The sequence below is a fragment of the Pseudomonas sp. GB2N2 genome (assembly GCF_054897705.1).
The window spans coordinates 4,066,453-4,086,247 of record NZ_CM142701.1 but is presented as its reverse complement, the minus strand read 5'-3'; the positions used below and the strand labels follow the sequence as shown (position 1 = coordinate 4,086,247).

Genomic DNA, 19,795 nt, shown 5'->3' with positions numbered 1-19,795 from the left:
TTGCCCGAGTGCAACGCCGCTGTCAGGCGATTGGGCCGCGCGGGTAGCGCTTGAGCTTTTCGATCAGCTCGGAGCCCGGGATCGGCCGGTCGAACAGGTAGCCCTGGCCGACGTCGCAGCGATGGCGGCGCAGGAAAGCCAACTGCTCGGCCGTCTCGATGCCTTCAGCCACGACCTTGAGTTTCAGGTTGTGGGCCATGGCGATCACCGCCGAGGTGATTTCCATGTCGTCCTGGTTGTCCGGGATTTCGTGGATAAAGCTTCGATCAATCTTAATGATGTCGATCGGGAATTTTTTCAAGTAGCTGAGCGACGAGTAACCGGTGCCGAAGTCATCCATGGCCAGGGTCAGGCCCAGGCGCTTGAGCTGGTCGAGCTGCAAGTGCGTGTCTTCGGTGGCTTCCAGCAGCAAGCCTTCGGTCAACTCCAGCTCCAGCAAATTCGCCGGCAGCGCTTCTTCCTTGAGGATGTTGGCAATCGACGACACCAGGTCCGGGTCGGAGAACTGTTTGGGTGACAGGTTGATCGCCACTTGGAGATTGCCGAGGCCGGCAGCCGTCAGGTCTTTGCTCATGCGACAGGCCTGACGGGCGATCCACTTACCGATCGGAATGATCAGCCCGGTTTCTTCAGCGACGCTGATGAACTGGTCCGGGCGGATCATGCCTTTTTCCGGATGGTTCCAGCGCAGCAGCGCTTCCATGCCCAGCAGGCGACCGCTGCGCAGGCAGAGCTTGGGCTGGTAGAACACGTCCAGTTCGTTTTGGGTCAGCGCGCGGCGCAGGTTGTTTTCGACAAACAGTTTGTAACTGGCCTCGGCGTTCAGCGCCTCGGTGAACACCTGGACCTGATGTTTGCCATTGGCCTTGGCCTTGTGCAGCGCAAGCCCGGCGTTGCGCATCAGGGTTTGCGGGTCGCGGCCATGCAACGGCGCGCACGCCAGGCCCACTGAGCCCGTGACGCTGATCAGCTGGTTGTCGACGAACATCGGTTTGTCGAGGGTCGCCAACAGTTGATTGGCGACTTGCTGGCCCGTTGCGAGGTCGGTGTCGTCCAGCAACACGGCGAATTCGTTACTGGCGAAACGCGCCAGGCTGCCACTCGGGATCAGGCTGTTGCGCAAGCGGCGGGCGAGGCTGATCAGCAGCTTGTCGCCGGTCTGGTGGCCGAGGCTGTCGTTGATCCGCTTGAAGTTGTCGATGTCCACCAGCAGCAGGCTGATCGGCGTGTCGCTGTCACGGGCGAAGCGCTCGTCGAGGTTGCGAATGAATGCCGGCCGGTTGCCGAGGTTGGTCAGGTTGTCGGTGTAGGCCAGGCGCTCGATGCGTTGCTGGGCGAGTTTGGTCTGGGTGATGTCTTCGTAGATGCCGATGTAATGCGTCAGCTCACGGTTGTCGCCATAGACTTTGGAGATCGACAACTGACCCCAGTAGGGTTCGAGGTTTTTCCGACGGCTTTTGAATTCGCCCTGCCAGCTGTTGCTTTTGGCCAGCGCCGAGGGCGCGTCGAACAGCAGCTCGCTGAGGTTTTCCAGGGCCGGCAATTCCGACAGCCGCTGGCCGTGGACTTCTTCGGTGCTGTACTGGGTGATTGCGGTGAAGCTCGGATTGACGTACTCGACCACGCCGTCGCAGTTGACCAGCAGAAAGGCGTTGGCACTTTGCTCGACCGCACGCTGGAACAGGTGCAGGGCGCTGGTGGCGGTGCGGCGGTTGTGGTTGTTGATGACTTGGGCGAACTGGTCGGCGAGCTCGCCGGCGAAGGCGATTTCGTCGGACTGCCAGGCGCGGGTGGCACCGGTCTGCTCGAGGCAGAGCACGCCGACCACCTGGCCATCGACGCGAATGCTGGCGTCGAGCATCGCGTTAACATCGCGCGGGCGTAGGCTTTCGGCCATTTCCCGGGTGCGTGGGTCATGAATCGCGTTGTGCGCATCGATTGCGCGGCTGCCGTGCAGGGCGTCCATGTAATCGGGAAAACCCCCGATGTCGATCGGTTCCGGCAGCTCATAGGCCTGGTTGGCGCGGTGGTACGCCGAAATCGGCACCAGCATCGAACCTTCGAGATTCCACAGGCTGGCGCAATCGATTTGGTAGATGTCACAGGCACTGCGGGTGATCAGTTCGGCGGCTTCTTGCAGGGAGTTGCCGGTGCTGTAGCGCTGGCGGGTCAGCAGCAGGATCAGGTCTTGCTGGGCGCGCACGCGATCCAGGTGCAGAAGCTGCTCCTGCTGGGCGCGCTGATTGAGTTCAAGGGCGATCTGCAGGCGCGAGTTCTGGGTTTCCAGGTCCAGCGCCGGCAACAGCGGTGTGTCCTTGAACATGCCGTCGACCACCAGCAGATAGCCGCGCAGCAAGTGTCGATTGTGTTGTTTGTAGGCTTCGCCCAATTCCAGCAGGTTCAAGGTGCCAGCGGCGGTGTGCAGGGTGTAGCGGATCAGGTAGTGCGGACTGTCGGCGAGTTGTTGCTGGACGGCGTCATGCAGTTGATAGCGCGCTTCGGGCTCCATCAGGCTGGCGTAGGGCGAGCCGACCAGCGCACACAGCTCCACCGCCGGCAGACCAAACTGTCGCTCGCAATTGGGGTCGAGAAATAGCAGAGCCCAGCTAGGTTCATTCAGCCGTTCGAAACGCAGCATGCCAAGCCGCGAGGGCACAGGCAACTGCGTCACTACCTCGGCCACCATACGGCTGGCGGCATCGGGTTGGCTTTTCATTGAGGGAAACTCGCTTCGAATGTGCTGATCGCGCCGGGCTCTCGCCCTCTTTACTGTTGCCTGCGGCAAGGTTGCATCATTGCGACACCGACTGACAAGAGACATGAAGGCCAAGTGCTATAAGAATATGTCGGCCGGCTTTAACTTTTCTTCAGTAATGGCTGAAAACTAACGTATTTGAGTGGAAAAAGCGCTGCCGGTGTTCCCAGCGAGCAGGCTCTTACAGGGTATTAGGCTAATTTTCGATCTCCGGGATGACGCTGAACCTGTAGGAGCCTGCTTGCTGGCGATTTTTCCGGCATCAACGCAACGCTATATGGATCGAATGCAACAGCTTGCCATCCCGATCGTGATAACCCACGCGGATCTGCGCTGCGTCAACCACCAGATGGGCAAAGTTATCCTGGCTGATTACCTTGCTGGTGAGCTCATGCCGATAGTCCCCCGCCGCTGTTTGGGCCAGCGGTTGATCGAGGATGAAGGTAGAAGCCTTGGCGTAGGGCAGCATTTTGCTGTTGCACAGCGGCGAGGAGACGAGGGTATGAACCTCGAAGTCCGGATCGTCGCTGTGAGTCAGCCGGCTGGTCAGCGAACCATGCACATCGCCGGACACGAAGATGACGTTTTTGATGCGGTGTGTGCGAATGGTCTCCAGCAAGCGCAGGCGTTGTTCCGGAAAGGCTTGCCAGGCGTCATCGCCCAGGCGTTTGCGGTCGGGGTAGAACATTACGCTGGTGACCACGAACTTGACCCGTGCCGGGCTGTGGATCAACCAGTTGCACAAGGCTTGTTCCTGTTCCTCGTCAAGAATGCGCCGATCGCTGGCCGACAGATTGCGCCGGGTCCGGCTGTCGGTGACAAACCATTCAACGTCGCCATTGGTGAATTGATACCAATAGCGTTCCAAGTATCGATTGATGTTTCCGTTTTCAAAGCGCTCATGAGCCGGGCTGTGACTGGCTTGATACAACTCGTAGGCAGCCATTGCATTGTTATATAAGTGTTCGTCGTTTTTGCTTTTGTTAGCGGGCCAGTTATCTTCGATTTCATGATCGTCGAGCATCATGTAAGTCGGCACACTGGACATCAACTTTCCAATATGCGGCTGGGAAAAAGCCGTGCGGTACTTGCTGAGTATTTCCTGATAATCCCGATCAGGCGCGATGATATTCAAATCATCGATATACACCTGGTCGCCTGTCATCAACATTGCGCTGACAGGCGGTTGAGAATTCTGTATCAGCGAGGTGATCGATGCAAAGATCCGGTCGCCCAGATTCGGCGCCGACGGCAACCCGGCGGTCATCCGCAGATAACGGCATGAACCGACGATGTAGGCCCGCGGTGCCGCGTTTTCGCCGGGCTGCGTCCTGAAGCGATATATGTCCCGTGGCCATTGCAGCGGTAACTCCTCGACCGTCTCCACGGTGTGAGCCGGGCTCATGGGGCTGAACCAGCCTGCCTGGTATTCATACTCGCTACCGGCAGCGAGGTCGTCCAGAACGATCACGTCACCCATGTCGCGAGCCAGCGACAGCTGCGCAAAATAACCTTTGGACCAACGCTCCTCGCTGTGGCGCCGGTAACGAATACCGGCAAATACAAGTGCGTTTTTTTGTGAGTTGCCACGTAAGAAAATTCGCGCGTGGTTAGTTGTAGTGTGGCCGAGAATAGGGCCGACAGTTGGCTTTAGCATGATCGAATCCTTTCGAAGTTATGGGAGTGTCATGAATAGATGTGGCCGCAGTTATTTAAGGGCGCTGAAACTAAGCTTAGTTATTGAGCACGAAAAAATATCGAGCGGAAATGGATTCGACTTGTGGGCGATGTCTGCCACAAATGTAGGAAGCCGGTTTTCACCAGGCAAAAAAAAGCCCCGCCAAATTGGCGGGGTTGAGGTACGAGCGTGGCGCTCGGAAAACGTGGAACCCAGCGAGCCCTCCGGTGAAGGAGGGCCAGCCGGTGTTACAGCAGGATGGTGCGGATGTCCGCCAGCAGGCTGCTCAGACGTTGGGTGAAGCGTGCAGCAGCGGCGCCGTTGATCACACGGTGATCGTAGGACAGCGACAGCGGCAGCATCAGCTTCGGCTGGAAGGCTTTGCCATCCCAGACTGGCTGGATGGTTGCTTTGGAAACACCGAGGATCGCCACTTCCGGCGCGTTGACGATCGGCGTGAAGCCGGTGCCGCCAATGTGGCCGAGGCTGGAAATGGTGAAGCAGGCGCCTTGCATGTCGTCAGCAGTAAGCTTTTTGTCGCGGGCCTTGGCAGCCAGCGCAGCGGCTTCGGCTGCCAGTTGCAGCAGGCTTTTCTGGTCGACGTTCTTGATGACCGGTACCAGCAGGCCTTCAGGGGTGTCGACCGCGAAGCCGATGTTCACGTACTTTTTGCGGATGATCGCCTTGCCGCTTGGAGCCAGCGAACTGTTGAAGTCCGGCAGTTCCTTGAGCAGGTGCGCGCAGGACTTCAGCAGCAGCGGCAGGATCGTCAGCTTGACGCCGGCCTTCTCTGCGACAGCTTTCTGCGCGATACGGAACGCTTCCAGCTCGGTGATATCAGCCGAATCGAACTGAGTCACGTGCGGAATGTTCAGCCAGCTGCGGTGCAGGCTCGACGCGCCGATTTGCATCAGGCGAGTCATCGGCACTTCTTCGGTTTCGCCGAAGCGGCTGAAGTCCACGACCGGAATCGGTGGAATGCCCGCGCCACCGGTTGCACCACCAGCAGCGGCCGGTGCTTCCTTGGCCTTCTGCATCATGGCTTTGACGTAAACCTGCACGTCTTCTTTCAGCACACGACCGTGCGGGCCGCTGGAGCTGACTGCGCTCAGCTCTACGCCGAACTCACGGGCCAGTTGGCGAACCGCAGGACCGGCGTGAACCTTGGCGCCCGACTTGGCCGGAGCCGCAGCCGGTGCTGGTGCAGCAGGAGCAGCGGCCGCTGGCGCAGGCGCGCTCGGTGTTGCAGCAACTGATGCCGATGCCGATGCCGCAGCAGGAGCCGCAGCCGGTGCAGCGCCTTTGACTTTCAGCTTCAGGATCAGGTCGCCGGTACCGACTTCGTCATCCAGTTTGACGGAAACGCTTTCCACCACGCCAGCGGCAGGCGATGGAATTTCCATGCTCGCCTTGTCGGATTCCAGGGTGATCAGCGATTGGTCGGCTTCGACGGTGTCGCCCGCCTTGACCAGCACTTCGATGATCTTGGCCTTGTCCGACGAACCGATGTCCGGGACATGAATGTCCTGAACGCTGTCGGCCACCGGTGCAGCCGGAGCGGCAGGTGCCGGAGCAGCGGCGGCCGGCGCAGCAGCCTGAGCTGGCGCGGCAGCAGCAGGGGCCGCAGCACCTGCAACTTCCAGTTCCAGAATCAGGTCGCCAGTGCCGACTTCGTCGTTGAGCTTCACGCTGATGCTCTTGACCACGCCAGCGGCAGGCGATGGAATTTCCATGCTCGCCTTGTCGGATTCCAGGGTGATCAGCGACTGATCAGCTTCGACGGTGTCGCCGACCTTGACCTGAATCTCGATGATCTGCGCCTTGCCGGCCGAACCGATGTCCGGCACGTGCACTTGCTGGGCCGAAGCGGCAGCGGGTGCGGCAGCAGGAGCGGCCGGCGCTGGAGCAGCGGCCGGTTTCTCTGCGGCTTTGGCCGCCGGTGCAGCGGCAGGCGCGGGGGCCGCAGCAGCGGCACCTTCGACTTCCAGTTCGAGCAGTTCGTCGCCTTCTTTCAGGCGATCGCCCAGCTTCACTTTGATGCTTTTGACGATGCCGGCCTTGGGCGCAGGAATTTCCATGCTCGCCTTGTCCGACTCAAGCGTCAGGATGCTCTGGTCGGCTTCGACTCGGTCGCCGACCTTCACAAACAGTTCAATTACTTCACCTTCACCGCTGCCGATGTCAGGTACGCGAATGAGTTCGCTCACAAAGTCTCTCCTCAGCAGTCCAGTGGGTTGCGTTTTTCCGGGTCGATGCCGAACTTGGCGATGGCTTCAGCCACAACCTTAGGTTCGATGTCGCCACGGTCAGCCAGTGCTTCCAGGGCTGCCAACACCACGAAATGACGGTCAACTTCGAAGAAATGACGCAGCTTCTTGCGGCTGTCACTGCGGCCAAAACCGTCGGTGCCCAGGACTTTGAATTCCTTGGACGGGACCCACTGACGAATTTGCTCAGCGAACAGTTTCATGTAGTCGGTAGAGGCGATGACCGGACCTTTACGACCGTTCAGGCACTCTTCGACGTAACTCAGCTTAGGCTTCTGGCCCGGGTGCAGACGGTTGGTGCGCTCGACGGCCAGGCCATCGCGACGCAGTTCGTTGAAGCTGGTGACGCTCCAGACATCCGCGCCAACGTTGAACTGTTCACGCAGAATCTTCGCCGCTTCACGGACTTCACGCAGGATGGTGCCGGAGCCCATCAGTTGAACGTGGTGCGCCGCTTCGCGGGTGTCTTCTTCGAGCAGGTACATGCCCTTGATGATGCCTTCCTCGACACCGGCCGGCATGGCTGGCTGCTGATAGGACTCGTTCATCACGGTGATGTAGTAGAAAACGTCCTGCTGCTCTTCGGTCATCTTCTTCATGCCGTCCTGAATGATCACCGCCAGCTCGTAGCCGTAGGTTGGATCAAAGGTGCGGCAGTTCGGGATGGTGCCAGCCAGGATGTGGCTGTGACCGTCTTCGTGTTGCAGGCCTTCGCCGTTCAGCGTGGTCCGGCCGGCGGTGCCGCCGATCAGGAAGCCACGGGTACGGCTGTCGCCGGCAGCCCAGGCGAGGTCGCCGATACGCTGGAAGCCGAACATCGAGTAGAAGATGTAGAACGGCAGCATTGGCTGGTTGTGGCTGGAGTACGAAGTACCGGCAGCGATGAAGGAGCTCATGGCGCCCGCTTCGTTGATGCCTTCCTCGAGGATCTGGCCCTTCTTGTCTTCCTTGTAGAACATCACCTGGTCTTTATCGACTGGCTCGTAGAGCTGGCCGACGGACGAGTAGATGCCCAATTGACGGAACATGCCTTCCATACCAAAAGTACGGGCTTCGTCCGGGATGATCGGGACGATGCGCGAACCGATTTCCTTGTCCTTGACCAGTTGCGCGAGGATCCGCACGAAGGCCATGGTGGTGGAAATCTCGCGGTCGCCCGAGCCGTCCAGGATAGCCTTGAGGGTATCGAGTGGTGGCGTCGGGATGTCGAAGCTCTTGGCGCGGCGTTGAGGCACGAAACCGCCCAGTGCAGTGCGGCGCTCGCTCAGGTAGCGGGCTTCGGCGCTGTTTGGCTCCGGTTTGAAGAACGGCAGGTTTTCCAGCTCTTCGTCGCGAACTGGAATGTCGAAACGATCGCGGAACAGCTTCAGGCTTTCAACATCGACTTTCTTGGTGTTGTGCGCCGTGTTTTTCGCTTCGCCGGCACCGGTGCCATAACCCTTGATGGTCTTGGCCAGGATAACGGTCGGTTGTTCTTTGTGGTTGACCGCTTCGTGGTACGCCGCGTAGACCTTGTACGGGTCGTGGCCGCCACGGTTGAGTTTCCAGATCTCGTCGTCGGACAGATCGGCAACCATCGCCTTGAGTTCTGGCGAGTTGAAGAAGTGTTCACGGACGAACGCGCCGTCTTTGGCTTTGTAGTTCTGGTACTCGCCGTCGATGACTTCGTCCATGCGACGTTGCAGGATGCCGTCGACGTCCTTGGCCAGCAGTGGGTCCCAGAAACGGCCCCAGATGACTTTGGTCACGTTCCACTGAGCACCACGGAACACGCCTTCGAGTTCCTGGATGATCTTGCCGTTGCCGCGAACCGGGCCGTCGAGGCGCTGCAGGTTGCAGTTGATGACGAAGATCAGGTTGTCGAGCTTCTCGCGGCCAGCCAGAGAGATTGCGCCCAGGGATTCAGGCTCGTCGCACTCGCCGTCGCCCAGGAAGCACCAGACTTTCTGCTTGCCTTGCGCAATGAAGCCACGGGCTTCCAGGTACTTCATGAAGCGTGCCTGGTAGATCGCCTGGATCGGGCCCAGACCCATCGAAACAGTCGGGAACTGCCAGAAGTCAGGCATCAGCCAAGGGTGCGGGTAGGACGACAGGCCCTGACCGTCCACTTCCTGGCGGAAGTTGTTCATCTGGTCTTCGGTGATGCGACCTTCCATGAACGCACGGGCGTAAACGCCTGGCGAGGTGTGGCCCTGGAAGTAGATCAGGTCGCCGCCGTGTTCGTCGGTCGGGGCCTGGAAGAAATAGTTGAAGCCGATATCGTACAAGGTGGCGCTGGAGGCGAAGCTGGAGATGTGACCGCCCAGGTCAGAATCTTTCAGGTTCGTACGCATCACCATGGCCATCGCGTTCCAGCGAACCAGCGAGCGAATGCGGCGTTCCATGAACAGGTCGCCAGGCATGCGTGCTTCGTGGGTTACGGGAATGGTGTTGCGATAGGGCGTGGTGATGGCGTAAGGCAACTGCGAACCGCTGCGGGTTGCGAGTTCGCCCATACGGGTCATCAAATAGTGAGCGCGGTCTTCGCCTTCTTTATCGAGAACCGATTCCAGGGCGTCCAGCCATTCCTGGGTTTCGACGGGATCGAGGTCTTGCATGGCTTGCTCCAGGGCGGAAAGGCTTCCAGAATCGGTTGCCTGAGTTTGCGACTGGCCTTGTGGGCAGACGGTATAAATTCTTGGATTGCCGAGAGGTAGGTGTCGGCGGCGTGTAGTTTTACTACAAATCTTCGGGCATTTCAGCTATCCGAATGTATATACGAGTAGTAAAACTACAGATGAGCGGCTTGTGGCCTCCGGCTGCGTTGTGAGAATAATCGTTAAGGTTGGTCTTTTGCCAACCGAAAAAGGTGAAAGCTTGATGCTGTCTGCCAAAAATAAAGAAATTTCAGCTATTTCTAACCTTTGTTCGACAGTCGATCAGGTAGTGGGATTTGAAAATTCACTACATGCCGCCTTCCATACGCCGATCAAGGATAGACCATGAGCCTTCCTTCGCTTGCCGAACTGCCCGGCATTCTCCTGCCGTTTGTCACCCGCGCCGAGCAGTCGTTCCGTACCGCCGTCGAGGCACTCGATGACGATCATGGGCTGTCGGCCTGGACGCCGGAACGCTGGGCGCAATTCGCCCGCGTCACCGCTGCCAGCGACTTCGTGATTGAACAGAGTGTCCGTGACCCTTTGATGTTGCTCGTGCTGGAGCAGTCCGGCGAACTGGATCGCAGCTTTGCCCCTGGCGAGTTGTGTGCGCACATTGCTGCGGCGGCGAACGCGGCGCAAACCGAAGACGAACTCGGTCGCGTCCTGCGGCGCCAACGCACCCTTCACCAGGTGCGAATTATCTGGCGCGACCTGAATCGTCAGGCAGATCTGGTCGAGACCTGCCGCGACCTCTCGGACATGGCCGATGCCAGCATCGATCAGGCCTATCAGTGGTTGTACTCGCGGCATTGCCAGCAATTCGGCGTGCCCACCGGGCGGCGCAGCGGCGAGCCGCAGCAGATGGTCATCCTCGGCATGGGCAAGCTCGGCGCGGTCGAGTTGAACCTGTCGTCGGACATCGACCTGATCTTCGCTTACCCCGAGGGCGGCGAAACCATTGGCGTGAAGCGCTCGCTGGATAATCAGGAATTCTTTATCCGGCTCGGCCAGCGCTTGATCAAGGCGCTGGACCCGATGACCGTCGACGGCTTCGTGTTCCGTGTCGACATGCGCCTGCGTCCTTACGGTTCGGCGGGCGCGCTGGTGCTGAGCTTCAACGCGCTGGAACAGTATTACCAGGATCAGGGCCGCGACTGGGAACGCTACGCGATGATCAAGTCGCGGGTGGTGGCCGGCGATCAAGTGGCGGGCGCGCAATTGCAGGAAATGCTGCGGCCGTTCGTTTACCGGCGTTACCTGGACTTCTCCGCCATCGAAGCGCTGCGCACCATGAAGCAGCTGATCCAGCAGGAAGTGCGGCGCAAGGGCATGGCCGACAACATCAAGCTGGGCTCCGGTGGTATCCGCGAAGTTGAGTTTATCGCCCAGGCGTTCCAGTTGATCCACGGAGGCCGCGACCTGAGCCTGCAGCAACGTCCGTTATTAAAAGTCCTGAGCACCTTGGAAGGTCAGGGTTACTTGCCGCCGGCGGTGATCAGCGAACTGCGCGAAGGCTACGAATTCCTGCGTTATACCGAGCACGCGATCCAGGCGATTGCCGACCGTCAGACCCAGATGCTGCCGGACGGTGCGCAGGATCAGGCGCGCATTGCCTTCATGCTGGGCTTCGCCGATTGGGAGGCGTTTCACACGCAGCTGATGTATTGGCGCGGTCGTGTGGCTTGGCACTTTGGCCAGGTGATCGCCGATCCCGACGAAGAGGAAGGCACCGAACGTGAAGTGGTGGTCGGCGGTGAGTGGCTGCCACTCTGGGAAGAGGCGCAGGACGAAGAAGCCGCTTGCCGGCAGTTGCAGGAGGGCGGTTTCAGCGATGCGACCAAGGCCATGAAAGCCTTGACCGGCCTGCGTGGCAGCCCGCAACTTCGCGCGATGCAGCGCTTGGGTCGCGAGCGACTGGATGCCTTTATTCCACGGTTGCTGGCCCAGGCAGTCGAACACGCCAATCCTGATCTGGTGCTGGAGCGGGTGCTGCCGCTGGTGGAAGCGGTGGCGCGGCGATCCGCGTATCTGGTGCTGCTGACCGAAAATCCCGGCGCGTTGCGACGCTTGCTGACTTTGTGCGCCGCAAGCCCGTGGATCGCCGAACAGATCACCCGTTTTCCGCTGCTGCTCGACGAATTGCTCAACGAAGGCCGTCTGTTCAAGCCGCCGTTGGCGCCAGAGTTGGCCGCCGAGTTGCGCGAGCGCCTGACGCGAATTCCCGAGGACGACCTCGAACAACAAATGGAAGCCCTGCGCCATTTCAAACTGGCGCACCGCTTGCGTGTCGCCGCTTCGGAAATCGCCGGCAGCCTGCCGTTGATGAAAGTCAGCGATTACCTGACCTGGCTGGCCGAAGCGATTCTCGAACAAGTGCTGGCTCTGGCCTGGCGCCAGACCGTGGCCAAATACGGCACGCCGCAGCGCACGGACGGTACGTTGTGCGATCCGGGTTTCATCATTGTCGGTTACGGGAAAGTCGGCGGGCTGGAACTGGGGCATGGTTCGGACCTGGACCTGGTGTTCATTCACGACGGCGATCCGCAGGCTGAAACGGACGGGCCCAAACCGATCGACGGCGCGCAATTCTTCACCCGGTTGGGGCAGCGGATCATTCACTTGCTCACGGCCCAGACCAACTCCGGCCAATTGTATGAAGTGGACATGCGCCTGCGACCGTCCGGTGCGTCGGGTTTGCTGGTGAGTTCGTTGGGGGCGTTTTCCCGCTATCAGGAAAATGAGGCCTGGACCTGGGAACATCAGGCGCTGGTGCGCGCGCGGGTGCTGGTCGGCAGCCGGGATGTCGGCCATGCGTTCGAGAAGGTTCGCGCAGCGATATTGGGCAAGGCTCGGGATTTGTCGACCTTGCGCCAGGAAGTCAGTGAGATGCGCGCCAAGATGCGCGATAACCTCGGCAGCAAGAGCACTGCGGCCGGCACCGGGGCAAATGCCTTCGAGGCCACGGCGCCGTTCGATCTCAAGCAGGACGCCGGAGGTATCGTCGATATTGAATTTATGGTGCAATACGCGGCCTTGGCGTGGTCCGAAGCACACCCGCCGTTGCTGCGCTGGACCGATAACATCCGCATTCTGGAGGCGCTGGAACACGAAGGGCTGATGCCCGCCGAAGATGCCAGCCTGTTGCGCGAGGCCTACAAAGCCTACCGCTCCGCCGCCCACCGGCAGGCCTTGCAGAAGGACGCCGGGGTGATACCGGGCGATCAGTTCGTGGACGAACGACGGCAGGTATTGCGTATCTGGCGTGAACTGGGGCTAAGCTGAAACAGGACAATTTGAAACATTCAATGCCCCTGTGGGAGCGGGCTTGCCCGCGATAGCGGAGTATCAGTCACCATCAATGTTGGATGTGACGGCTCATCGCGGGTAAGTCCGCTCCCACAATAGATCTGCAGTGTTTTGTAGAATTCTCGAGGCGGGGAGGCGTATGCCTCCCCGGTTCGTTTTTGGAAACCACATGAAAATTCTGATCGTTGGGCCCAGTTGGGTCGGTGACATGGTGATGGCGCAGACACTCTTTCAGTGTCTCAAGCAACGCCACCCGCACTGCGAAATCGACGTGCTGGCCCCCGAGTGGAGCCGGCCAATTCTTGAGCGCATGCCCGAAGTGCGTCAGGCCTTGAGCTTTCCGCTCGGCCACGGCGCGCTGGAACTGGCGACGCGTCGGCGCATCGGTAAATCCCTGGCCGGCCAGTACGACCAGGCGATCCTGTTGCCCAATTCCCTGAAGTCGGCGTTGGTGCCGTTCTTCGCCGGCATTCCGAAACGCACCGGCTGGCGTGGTGAATTCCGCTACGGTCTGCTCAATGACGTCCGTACGCTGGACAAGGAACGTTACCCGCTGATGATCGAGCGCTTCATGGCCCTGGCTTACGAGCCCGGCCTCGAACTGCCCAAGCCCTATCCGCGCCCGACCTTGCAGATCGATCCGGTCACCCGCGAAGCGGCACTGGCCAAATTCGGCCTGGCCCTCGACCGTCCTGTGTTGGCGCTGTGCCCCGGTGCCGAGTTCGGCGAGTCCAAGCGCTGGCCGTCCGAGCATTACGCCAAGGTCGCCGAAGCGAAGATTCGCGAAGGCTGGCAAGTCTGGCTGTTCGGGTCGAAAAATGATCACGCGGTCGGCGAAGACATCCGCGCGCGGCTGATTCCGGGCCTGCGTGAAGAGTCGGTGAACCTCAGCGGCGGCACGTCCCTCGCCGAGGCCATCGACCTGCTGTCCTGCGCCGATTCCGTGGTGTCCAACGACTCCGGCCTGATGCACGTTGCCGCGGCGCTGAACCGCCCGTTGGTGGCGGTGTACGGCTCGACGTCGCCGGGCTTCACCCCGCCGTTGGCCGAGCACGTCGAGATCGTGCGCCTGGGCATCGAATGCAGCCCGTGCTTTGATCGCACGTGCCGTTTCGGTCATTACAACTGCCTGCGCCAGCTCATGCCGCAAGCGGTGAACGAAGCCTTGCAGCGGTTGCAGGGCACTGTGGTCGAGGTCCAATAGTTTGCGGGTTCTGCTGATCAAGACTTCTTCGCTGGGCGACGTGATTCACGCGTTGCCGGCGCTGACCGACGCGGCCCGGGCGATTCCCGGCATCACATTCGACTGGGTGGTGGAAGAAGGTTTCGCCGAAATCCCGACCTGGCACCCGGCCGTGGGCAAGGTCATTCCGGTGGCGATCCGCCGCTGGCGCAAGAACATCTGGCAGACGCTCGCGAGCGGCGAGTGGAAACGCTTCAAGCAAAGCGTTCGTGCCGCGAAATACGACTTGGTGATCGACGCGCAGGGCCTGCTGAAAAGCGCGTTGCTGACCCGATACGTCAAGGCGCCGGTGGCGGGCCTCGATAAAGGTTCGGCGCGGGAACCGATGGCCGCGCGGTTTTATGATCGACGTCTGGCGGTTGCCCGTGGCCAGCACGCGGTGGAGCGCGTGCGTCAGTTGTTCGCTATTGCCTTGGGTTACGACCTGCCCAAGGGCCTGGGTGATTACGGCCTGAACGTCGAGCGCCTGGTGGAACTGCCGCGCAAGAATCCGTACGTGCTGTTCCTGCACGGCACCACCTGGGACACCAAACACTGGCCCGAAGCCTACTGGCGCGAGCTGGCCGAGCGCGTCGGTTATCTGGGTGTCGGCGTGAAGCTGGCCTGGGGCAATCCGGCCGAAAAAGCTCGGGCCGAACGCATCGCCAGGGACATGCGCCACGTTGAAGTGCTGCCGAAACTGAACCTGGCGGGCGTCGGCAAAGTCCTGGCCGGTGCGCAAGCGTGCGTGGCGGTGGACACCGGCCTCGGCCACCTTGCCGCCGCACTCGACGTGCCGACGCTGTCGTTGTTCGGGCCGACCAACCCGGGCCTGACCGGCGCGTACGGCAAGGCGCAGATTCACATCGCCAGCGATTTTCCCTGCGCACCGTGCCTGCAAAAGAAATGCACGTATCAACCGACGGCCGATGATGCCCGCCGGTTTGACCTGAAACGCGAGTGGCCGCTGTGCTTCACGCGTTTGAATCCCGAGCGTGTCGCGACCCGACTGAGCACGTTGTTACTGGCTGAGGAGCTGCGCTGATGCAATTGGCATTCGTCCTGTACAAATACTTTCCATTTGGCGGCTTGCAGCGTGATTTCATGCGCATCGCCCTGGAATGCCAACAGCGCGGCCATCAGATTCGCGTCTACACGCTGATCTGGGAAGGTGACATCCCGCCGGGTTTCGAAGTGCTGGTGGCGCCGGTCAAGGCGTTCTTCAATCATCGGCGCAACGAAAAGCTCAGCGAGTGGATGGAAGCCGATCTGGCCAAGCGCCCGGTGGACCGTCTGATCGGCTTCAACAAGATGCCCGGCCTCGACGTGTATTACGCCGCCGACGGCTGCTTTGAAGACAAGGCGCAAAACCTGCGCAACTCGCTGTACCGTCGCTGGGGCCGCTACCGGCACTTCGCCGAATATGAGCGCGCGGTGTTTGCCAAGGACGCCAAGACCGAAGTGCTGATGATTTCCGAAGTACAGCAGCCACTGTTCATCAAGCATTACGACACACCGCTGGAACGCTTTCACTTGCTGCCGCCGGGCATCTCTCAGGATCGCCGCGCGCCGGCCAATGCCGCCGAAATCCGCGCCGATTTCCGTCGTGAATTCAACCTGAAGGACGATGATCTGCTGTTGGTGCAAATCGGCTCCGGGTTCAAGACCAAAGGCGTGGACCGCAGCCTTAAGGCGCTGGCCGCATTGCCCGCTGATCTGAAGAAACGCACCCGACTGTTTGTAATTGGCCAGGACGACCCCAAATTGTTCCAGATGCAGAGCGCCACGTTGGGGCTCGGCGACAACGTGACGTTCCTCAAGGGTCGCAGCGATATCCCGCGTTTCCTGCTCGGGGCCGATCTGCTGATCCACCCGGCGTACAACGAAAACACTGGTACCGTGTTGCTCGAAGCGTTGGTGGCCGGGCTGCCGGTGCTGGTGAGCGCGGTCTGCGGTTATGCCCATTACATCGCCGAGGCCGACGCGGGTCTGGTGCTGGACGAACCCTTCGATCAGGCGCAACTGACGCATTACCTGGCCGGCATGTTGAACGACGCAAATGCACGGGCGGCCTGGAGCCGCAACGGTCTGGCCTTCGCTGAGACGGCCGACCTCTACAGCATGCCGCAACACGCGGCCGATGTGATTCTGGCGGAGCACGCTTAATGAAGTTGATGCTGGCTGAACCGTTCAAAAGCCTGTGGGCCGGACGCGATGCGTTCACCGAAGTCGAAGGCTTGCAGGGCGAGGTTTACCGCGAACTGGAAGCGCGCCGCACGTTGCGCACTGAAGTGAGCGGCAAGGGTTTTTTCGTGAAGATTCACCGTGGCATTGGCTGGGGCGAGATTTTTAAAAACCTGCTCACCGCCAAGCTGCCGGTACTCGGTGCCGGTCAGGAGTGGAAAGCCATTCAGCGCCTGAACGAAGTCGGCGTGCCGACCATGACCGCCGTCGCTTACGGCGAGAAAGGCAGCAACCCTGCGGATCAGCATTCGTTCATCGTCACGGAAGAACTGGCGCCCACGGTCAGCCTCGAAGACTTCAGCATCGACTGGATCAAGAACCCGCCCGAGCCAAAGCTCAAGCACGCGCTGATCGCCGAAGTCGCGCGCATGACCGGCATGATGCACCGCGCCGGAGTCAATCACCGCGACTGCTACCTCTGCCACTTCCTGCTGCACACCGACAAACCGGTGACCGCCGAAGACTTCAAGCTCTCGGTGATCGACCTGCACCGCGCCCAGACCCGCCCGGCGATCAACCAGCGCTGGCGCAACAAGGATCTGGCGGCGCTGTACTTTTCGGCCCTGGACATCGGCCTGACCCGACGCGACAAGTTGCGTTTCCTCAAGGGTTATTTCCAGCGGCCCCTGCGCCAGATCCTCGGCGAAAAGGCTGGCTTGCTCAACTGGCTCGAAGGCAAGGCCAACAAGCTTTACGACCGCAAACAGCGATACGGGGATGCGCTCTGATGTCGGGCTGGAGACTGGAACCTGCTTACAGCGGTCTGGCTGAAGATTTCGGCAGTCTTGAGGCGGTGTTTGCCCTCAAGGGTGAGCAGTTGACCTGTGACCCGTTGTCCGAGGTCGTGCGCGTCCAGCGCAATGGCGTCAACTATTACGTCAAGCGCTACGTAGGCGCGGGCAAGGGCTTGCGCCGCTACCTTGGCAAGCCGCGCGTGAAAATGGAATGGCAAAACCTCAAGCGTTTTACCAAATGGGGTATTCCCACGGCCGAAGTGGTGGCCTGGGGCCTGGAGCGGCGCGGTGCGACCTATGCTCGCGGGGCGATGATCACCCTCGAACTGCCGCATACCGAAGACTTGAATGCCTTGGCTGAGCGGCATGACCCGAAACTGAAGGACCGCGCCTGGGTCGATCACATCAGTCGACAATTGGCCGATTACACCCGGACCATGCATGACAATCGTTTCACCCATAACGATTTGAAGTGGCGCAACCTGCTGGTCGATGATGAAGCGCGGCTGTTCCTGATCGATTGCCCCAATGGCGATTTCTGGAGCGGTTTCTGGCTCAAGTACCGCATCACCAAGGATCTGGCGTGCCTGGACAAGGTCGCCAAGTATCACTTGTCGGCCACCCAGCGCCTGCGCTTTTACCTGCAATACCGCCAACGGACGCGGCTCAATGCCGCCGATAAAAAGCGCATCCGGCACGTGGTGCGATTTTTCGAGGGACGCGAATGACTGATTTTCTGGCCGCTGAAGACCGTGCGCTACTCGAACGCCACGGCCTCGGCACCTTCGATGCACTGTGGGCCAAACAGCTTGAGGCGGTGGATGAACCCAACACCGCGCGCGGTGGCTGGAGCAGCGTGTTTCGGCTGGATCTTGAAGGTCATGGCTTTTACCTCAAACGCCAAAGCAACTATCAGATGCGCACCTTGCATGCGCCCTTTGGCGAGCCCAGTTTTTCCCGGGAATTTCGCAACATCAGCCGATATGAAAAACTCGGCATTCCCGCACTGAAAGCGGCGTTCTATGGTGAGCGCAAAGTCGACGGCGAAGTCCGGGCGATTTTGCTCACGCGGGCGCTGGACGGTTGGGATGACCTTGATTCGCTGCTGCAGCGCTGGCCGGAGCTGAGCCCTGCGCAGCACTCGGCCATTTTGCAGGCCTGCGGACAGCTGGCCCGACGTCTGCACAGCGCGCGTCAGGTTCACGGCTGCTTTTACCCCAAACACATTTTTCTCCAGGCCACTGGCGACGGTTACACGGCGCAGTTGATCGACCTGGAAAAAACCCGGCCACTGCTGTTCGGTCAGCGTGACCGGGTCAAGGATCTGGAGCCGCTGACGCGGCGGGCGCCGCAATGGACTGATGGGCAGCTGCGTGAGTTGTTGGCCGCCTATCTGGATCAACCGCAAGACAGTTCGCTGATCGACAGCTGGCTGACGCGATTGACCGCGCGACGCAGTTACAAGAGGCCGGTCTGATGCAGTTGTCCGAACTTAAAAATGCCGGTCGCCATCCACAACTGCCACTGAGCATTCCTCTGGCCGATGCCGCCGGGCCTGCCGAGTTGCAGCTGCTGAGTCTGTTGCGGGTATTGCCGGGGCAGCGCTACGTCGGCGCCGGGGTCTGGCGTGGCCGCCCGGTGCTGGCCAAATTGTTGGTGGGCAGCAAGGCCGCGCGGCATTTTCAGCGTGAACTGAACGGCGTGCGCTTGCTCGCCGCCCAAGGGCTGACCACGCCGCAGCTGTTGGCTGATGGCCTGAAGGATGGCGAGGGTGGCTGGCTGCTGTTCGATTTTATCGAGGGCGCCGAAAGCCTGGGTGATATCTGGAAGCAGGTCGAGCATTTGCCGGTGCTTTCGGATGGGCAGGGGGCCGTACTGGCCGAGGCGTTGGGCGCTATTGGCCAGATGCACCGCAAGGGTCTGTGGCAGGAAGATTTGCACCTCGACAACTTGTTGCGTCAGCGCGGTCGCCTGTATTTGATTGATGGCGCCGGGATCTGTAGCGAAACCCCGGGTCAGCCATTGTCGCGGCAGAAGGTTCTGGAAAACCTCGGGGTGTTTTTTGCTCAGTTGCCCAAGTCGGTGGAGCCGTTCACCGAAGAATTGCTGGTGTATTACCTGCTGAGCAACGGCGAACACGCCTTGCCGATGGAGGCGTTGCAGCAGCAGATCGACAAGGTTCGCAGTTGGCGCCTCAAGGACTTCCTGATCAAGGTCGGCCGTGAATGCACGTTGTTCAGCGTAAAGCGCGGGGCGTTTGGTTTGCGGGCAATTCGTCGCGAGGAAGAAGCGGCGATGCTGCCGGTATTGGAGCAGGCGGATGCACTGCTTGATCAAGGTCATTTGTACAAGACTGGCGGCGCGGCAAGCGTCGGAAAAGTCTCTTTGGCCGGTCGGACGTTGGTGATCAAGCGCTACAACATCAAAGGGTTTGCCCACTGGCTCAAACGCTTCTGGCGCCCGAGCCGCGCCTGGCATTCCTGGCGCGAGGGTAATCGACTGGCGTTCCTGGGTATCGCCACGCCGACACCGCTGGCGGTCCTGGAAAAGCGCTTCTTCTGGTTGCGCGGTCGGGCTTATCTGGTGACCGAGCACTTGCCGGGGCCGGACATCATTGAGCGGTTCACGCCTTACGTTGAGAACGGTGATGCGCCTGAAAACGAGCTGGTCGCGCTGGATCATCTGTTTGCACAGTTGATCGGCGAGCGGATCAGTCACGGCGATTTCAAGGGCCACAACCTGTTCTGGCAAGAAGATCGCTGGGCGCTGATCGATCTGGACGCGATGCGTCAGCATGGTTCGCTCGGCAGCTTCGCCCCGGCGTATGCGCGGGATCGGGCGCGGTTTATGCGTAACTGGCCTGAGAGTTCTGCGCTTTATCAAGTCATTGATCAGCGTCTGCCCAGAGATATTTCCAGCGCTGCCTGAATGGCTATCGCTGGCTTGCCAG

12 protein-coding genes are annotated in these 19,795 nt (G+C 60.3%); 8 read left to right on the top strand and 4 right to left on the bottom strand.

Annotated features, from left to right (window positions below; translation table 11 throughout):
• Window positions 1-22: 22 nt before the first annotated feature.
• The 4 genes from ACYZT4_RS18830 to aceE all read right to left on the bottom strand — a co-directional run bounded on the left by ACYZT4_RS18830 (window position 23) and on the right by aceE (window position 9,297).
• Window positions 23-2,716: a putative bifunctional diguanylate cyclase/phosphodiesterase gene (locus ACYZT4_RS18830; RefSeq protein ID WP_461982160.1), complete on the bottom strand. Its 2,694-nt coding sequence runs from the start codon at window positions 2,714-2,716 to the stop codon at window positions 23-25.
• 301 nt (window positions 2,717-3,017) lie between these two features.
• Window positions 3,018-4,412, bottom strand: coding sequence for an alkaline phosphatase D family protein (locus ACYZT4_RS18825; RefSeq protein ID WP_461982158.1), 1,395 nt, complete (start codon window positions 4,410-4,412; stop codon window positions 3,018-3,020).
• A gap of 269 nt (window positions 4,413-4,681) precedes the next feature.
• Window positions 4,682-6,640, bottom strand: a complete 1,959-nt coding sequence (aceF, locus tag ACYZT4_RS18820) for a dihydrolipoyllysine-residue acetyltransferase (protein WP_461982156.1) — start codon at window positions 6,638-6,640, stop codon at window positions 4,682-4,684.
• 11 nt (window positions 6,641-6,651) lie between these two features.
• Window positions 6,652-9,297, bottom strand: coding sequence for a pyruvate dehydrogenase (acetyl-transferring), homodimeric type (gene aceE, locus ACYZT4_RS18815; protein WP_461982154.1), 2,646 nt, complete (start codon window positions 9,295-9,297; stop codon window positions 6,652-6,654).
• Between the two features lie 384 nt (window positions 9,298-9,681).
• On the opposite strand from aceE, the gene glnE reads away from it, so the two are divergent.
• The 8 genes from glnE to ACYZT4_RS18775 all read left to right on the top strand — a co-directional run bounded on the left by glnE (window position 9,682) and on the right by ACYZT4_RS18775 (window position 19,773).
• A complete protein-coding gene (glnE, locus tag ACYZT4_RS18810) occupies window positions 9,682-12,621 on the top strand; it encodes a bifunctional [glutamate--ammonia ligase]-adenylyl-L-tyrosine phosphorylase/[glutamate--ammonia-ligase] adenylyltransferase (protein ID WP_461982152.1) in 2,940 nt (979 codons plus the stop codon).
• Between the two features lie 193 nt (window positions 12,622-12,814).
• A complete protein-coding gene (waaF, locus tag ACYZT4_RS18805) occupies window positions 12,815-13,849 on the top strand; it encodes a lipopolysaccharide heptosyltransferase II (RefSeq protein ID WP_461982150.1) in 1,035 nt (344 codons plus the stop codon).
• 1 nt (window position 13,850) lies between these two features.
• On the top strand, window positions 13,851-14,912 hold the full coding sequence (gene waaC, locus ACYZT4_RS18800; RefSeq protein ID WP_461982148.1) for a lipopolysaccharide heptosyltransferase I: 1,062 nt from the start codon (window positions 13,851-13,853) through the stop codon (window positions 14,910-14,912).
• Entirely contained in the window at window positions 14,912-16,033 is a 1,122-nt protein-coding gene (locus ACYZT4_RS18795; RefSeq protein WP_461982146.1) for a glycosyltransferase family 4 protein, read from the top strand. The genes waaC and ACYZT4_RS18795 overlap by 1 nt, the downstream gene beginning before the upstream one ends.
• Complete coding sequence (rfaP, locus tag ACYZT4_RS18790; protein ID WP_461982144.1) at window positions 16,033-16,839, top strand: lipopolysaccharide core heptose(I) kinase RfaP; 807 nt, start codon at window positions 16,033-16,035, stop codon at window positions 16,837-16,839. Before ACYZT4_RS18795 ends, rfaP begins: the two co-directional genes overlap by 1 nt.
• Window positions 16,839-17,573: a lipopolysaccharide kinase InaA family protein gene (locus tag ACYZT4_RS18785; RefSeq protein ID WP_461982142.1), complete on the top strand. Its 735-nt coding sequence runs from the start codon at window positions 16,839-16,841 to the stop codon at window positions 17,571-17,573. The genes rfaP and ACYZT4_RS18785 overlap by 1 nt, the downstream gene beginning before the upstream one ends.
• Entirely contained in the window at window positions 17,570-18,322 is a 753-nt protein-coding gene (locus ACYZT4_RS18780) for a lipopolysaccharide kinase InaA family protein (protein ID WP_461982140.1), read from the top strand. The genes ACYZT4_RS18785 and ACYZT4_RS18780 overlap by 4 nt, the downstream gene beginning before the upstream one ends.
• Entirely contained in the window at window positions 18,322-19,773 is a 1,452-nt protein-coding gene (locus tag ACYZT4_RS18775) for a lipopolysaccharide kinase InaA family protein (RefSeq protein ID WP_461982138.1), read from the top strand. Before ACYZT4_RS18780 ends, ACYZT4_RS18775 begins: the two co-directional genes overlap by 1 nt.
• Window positions 19,774-19,795: the final 22 nt, after the last annotated feature.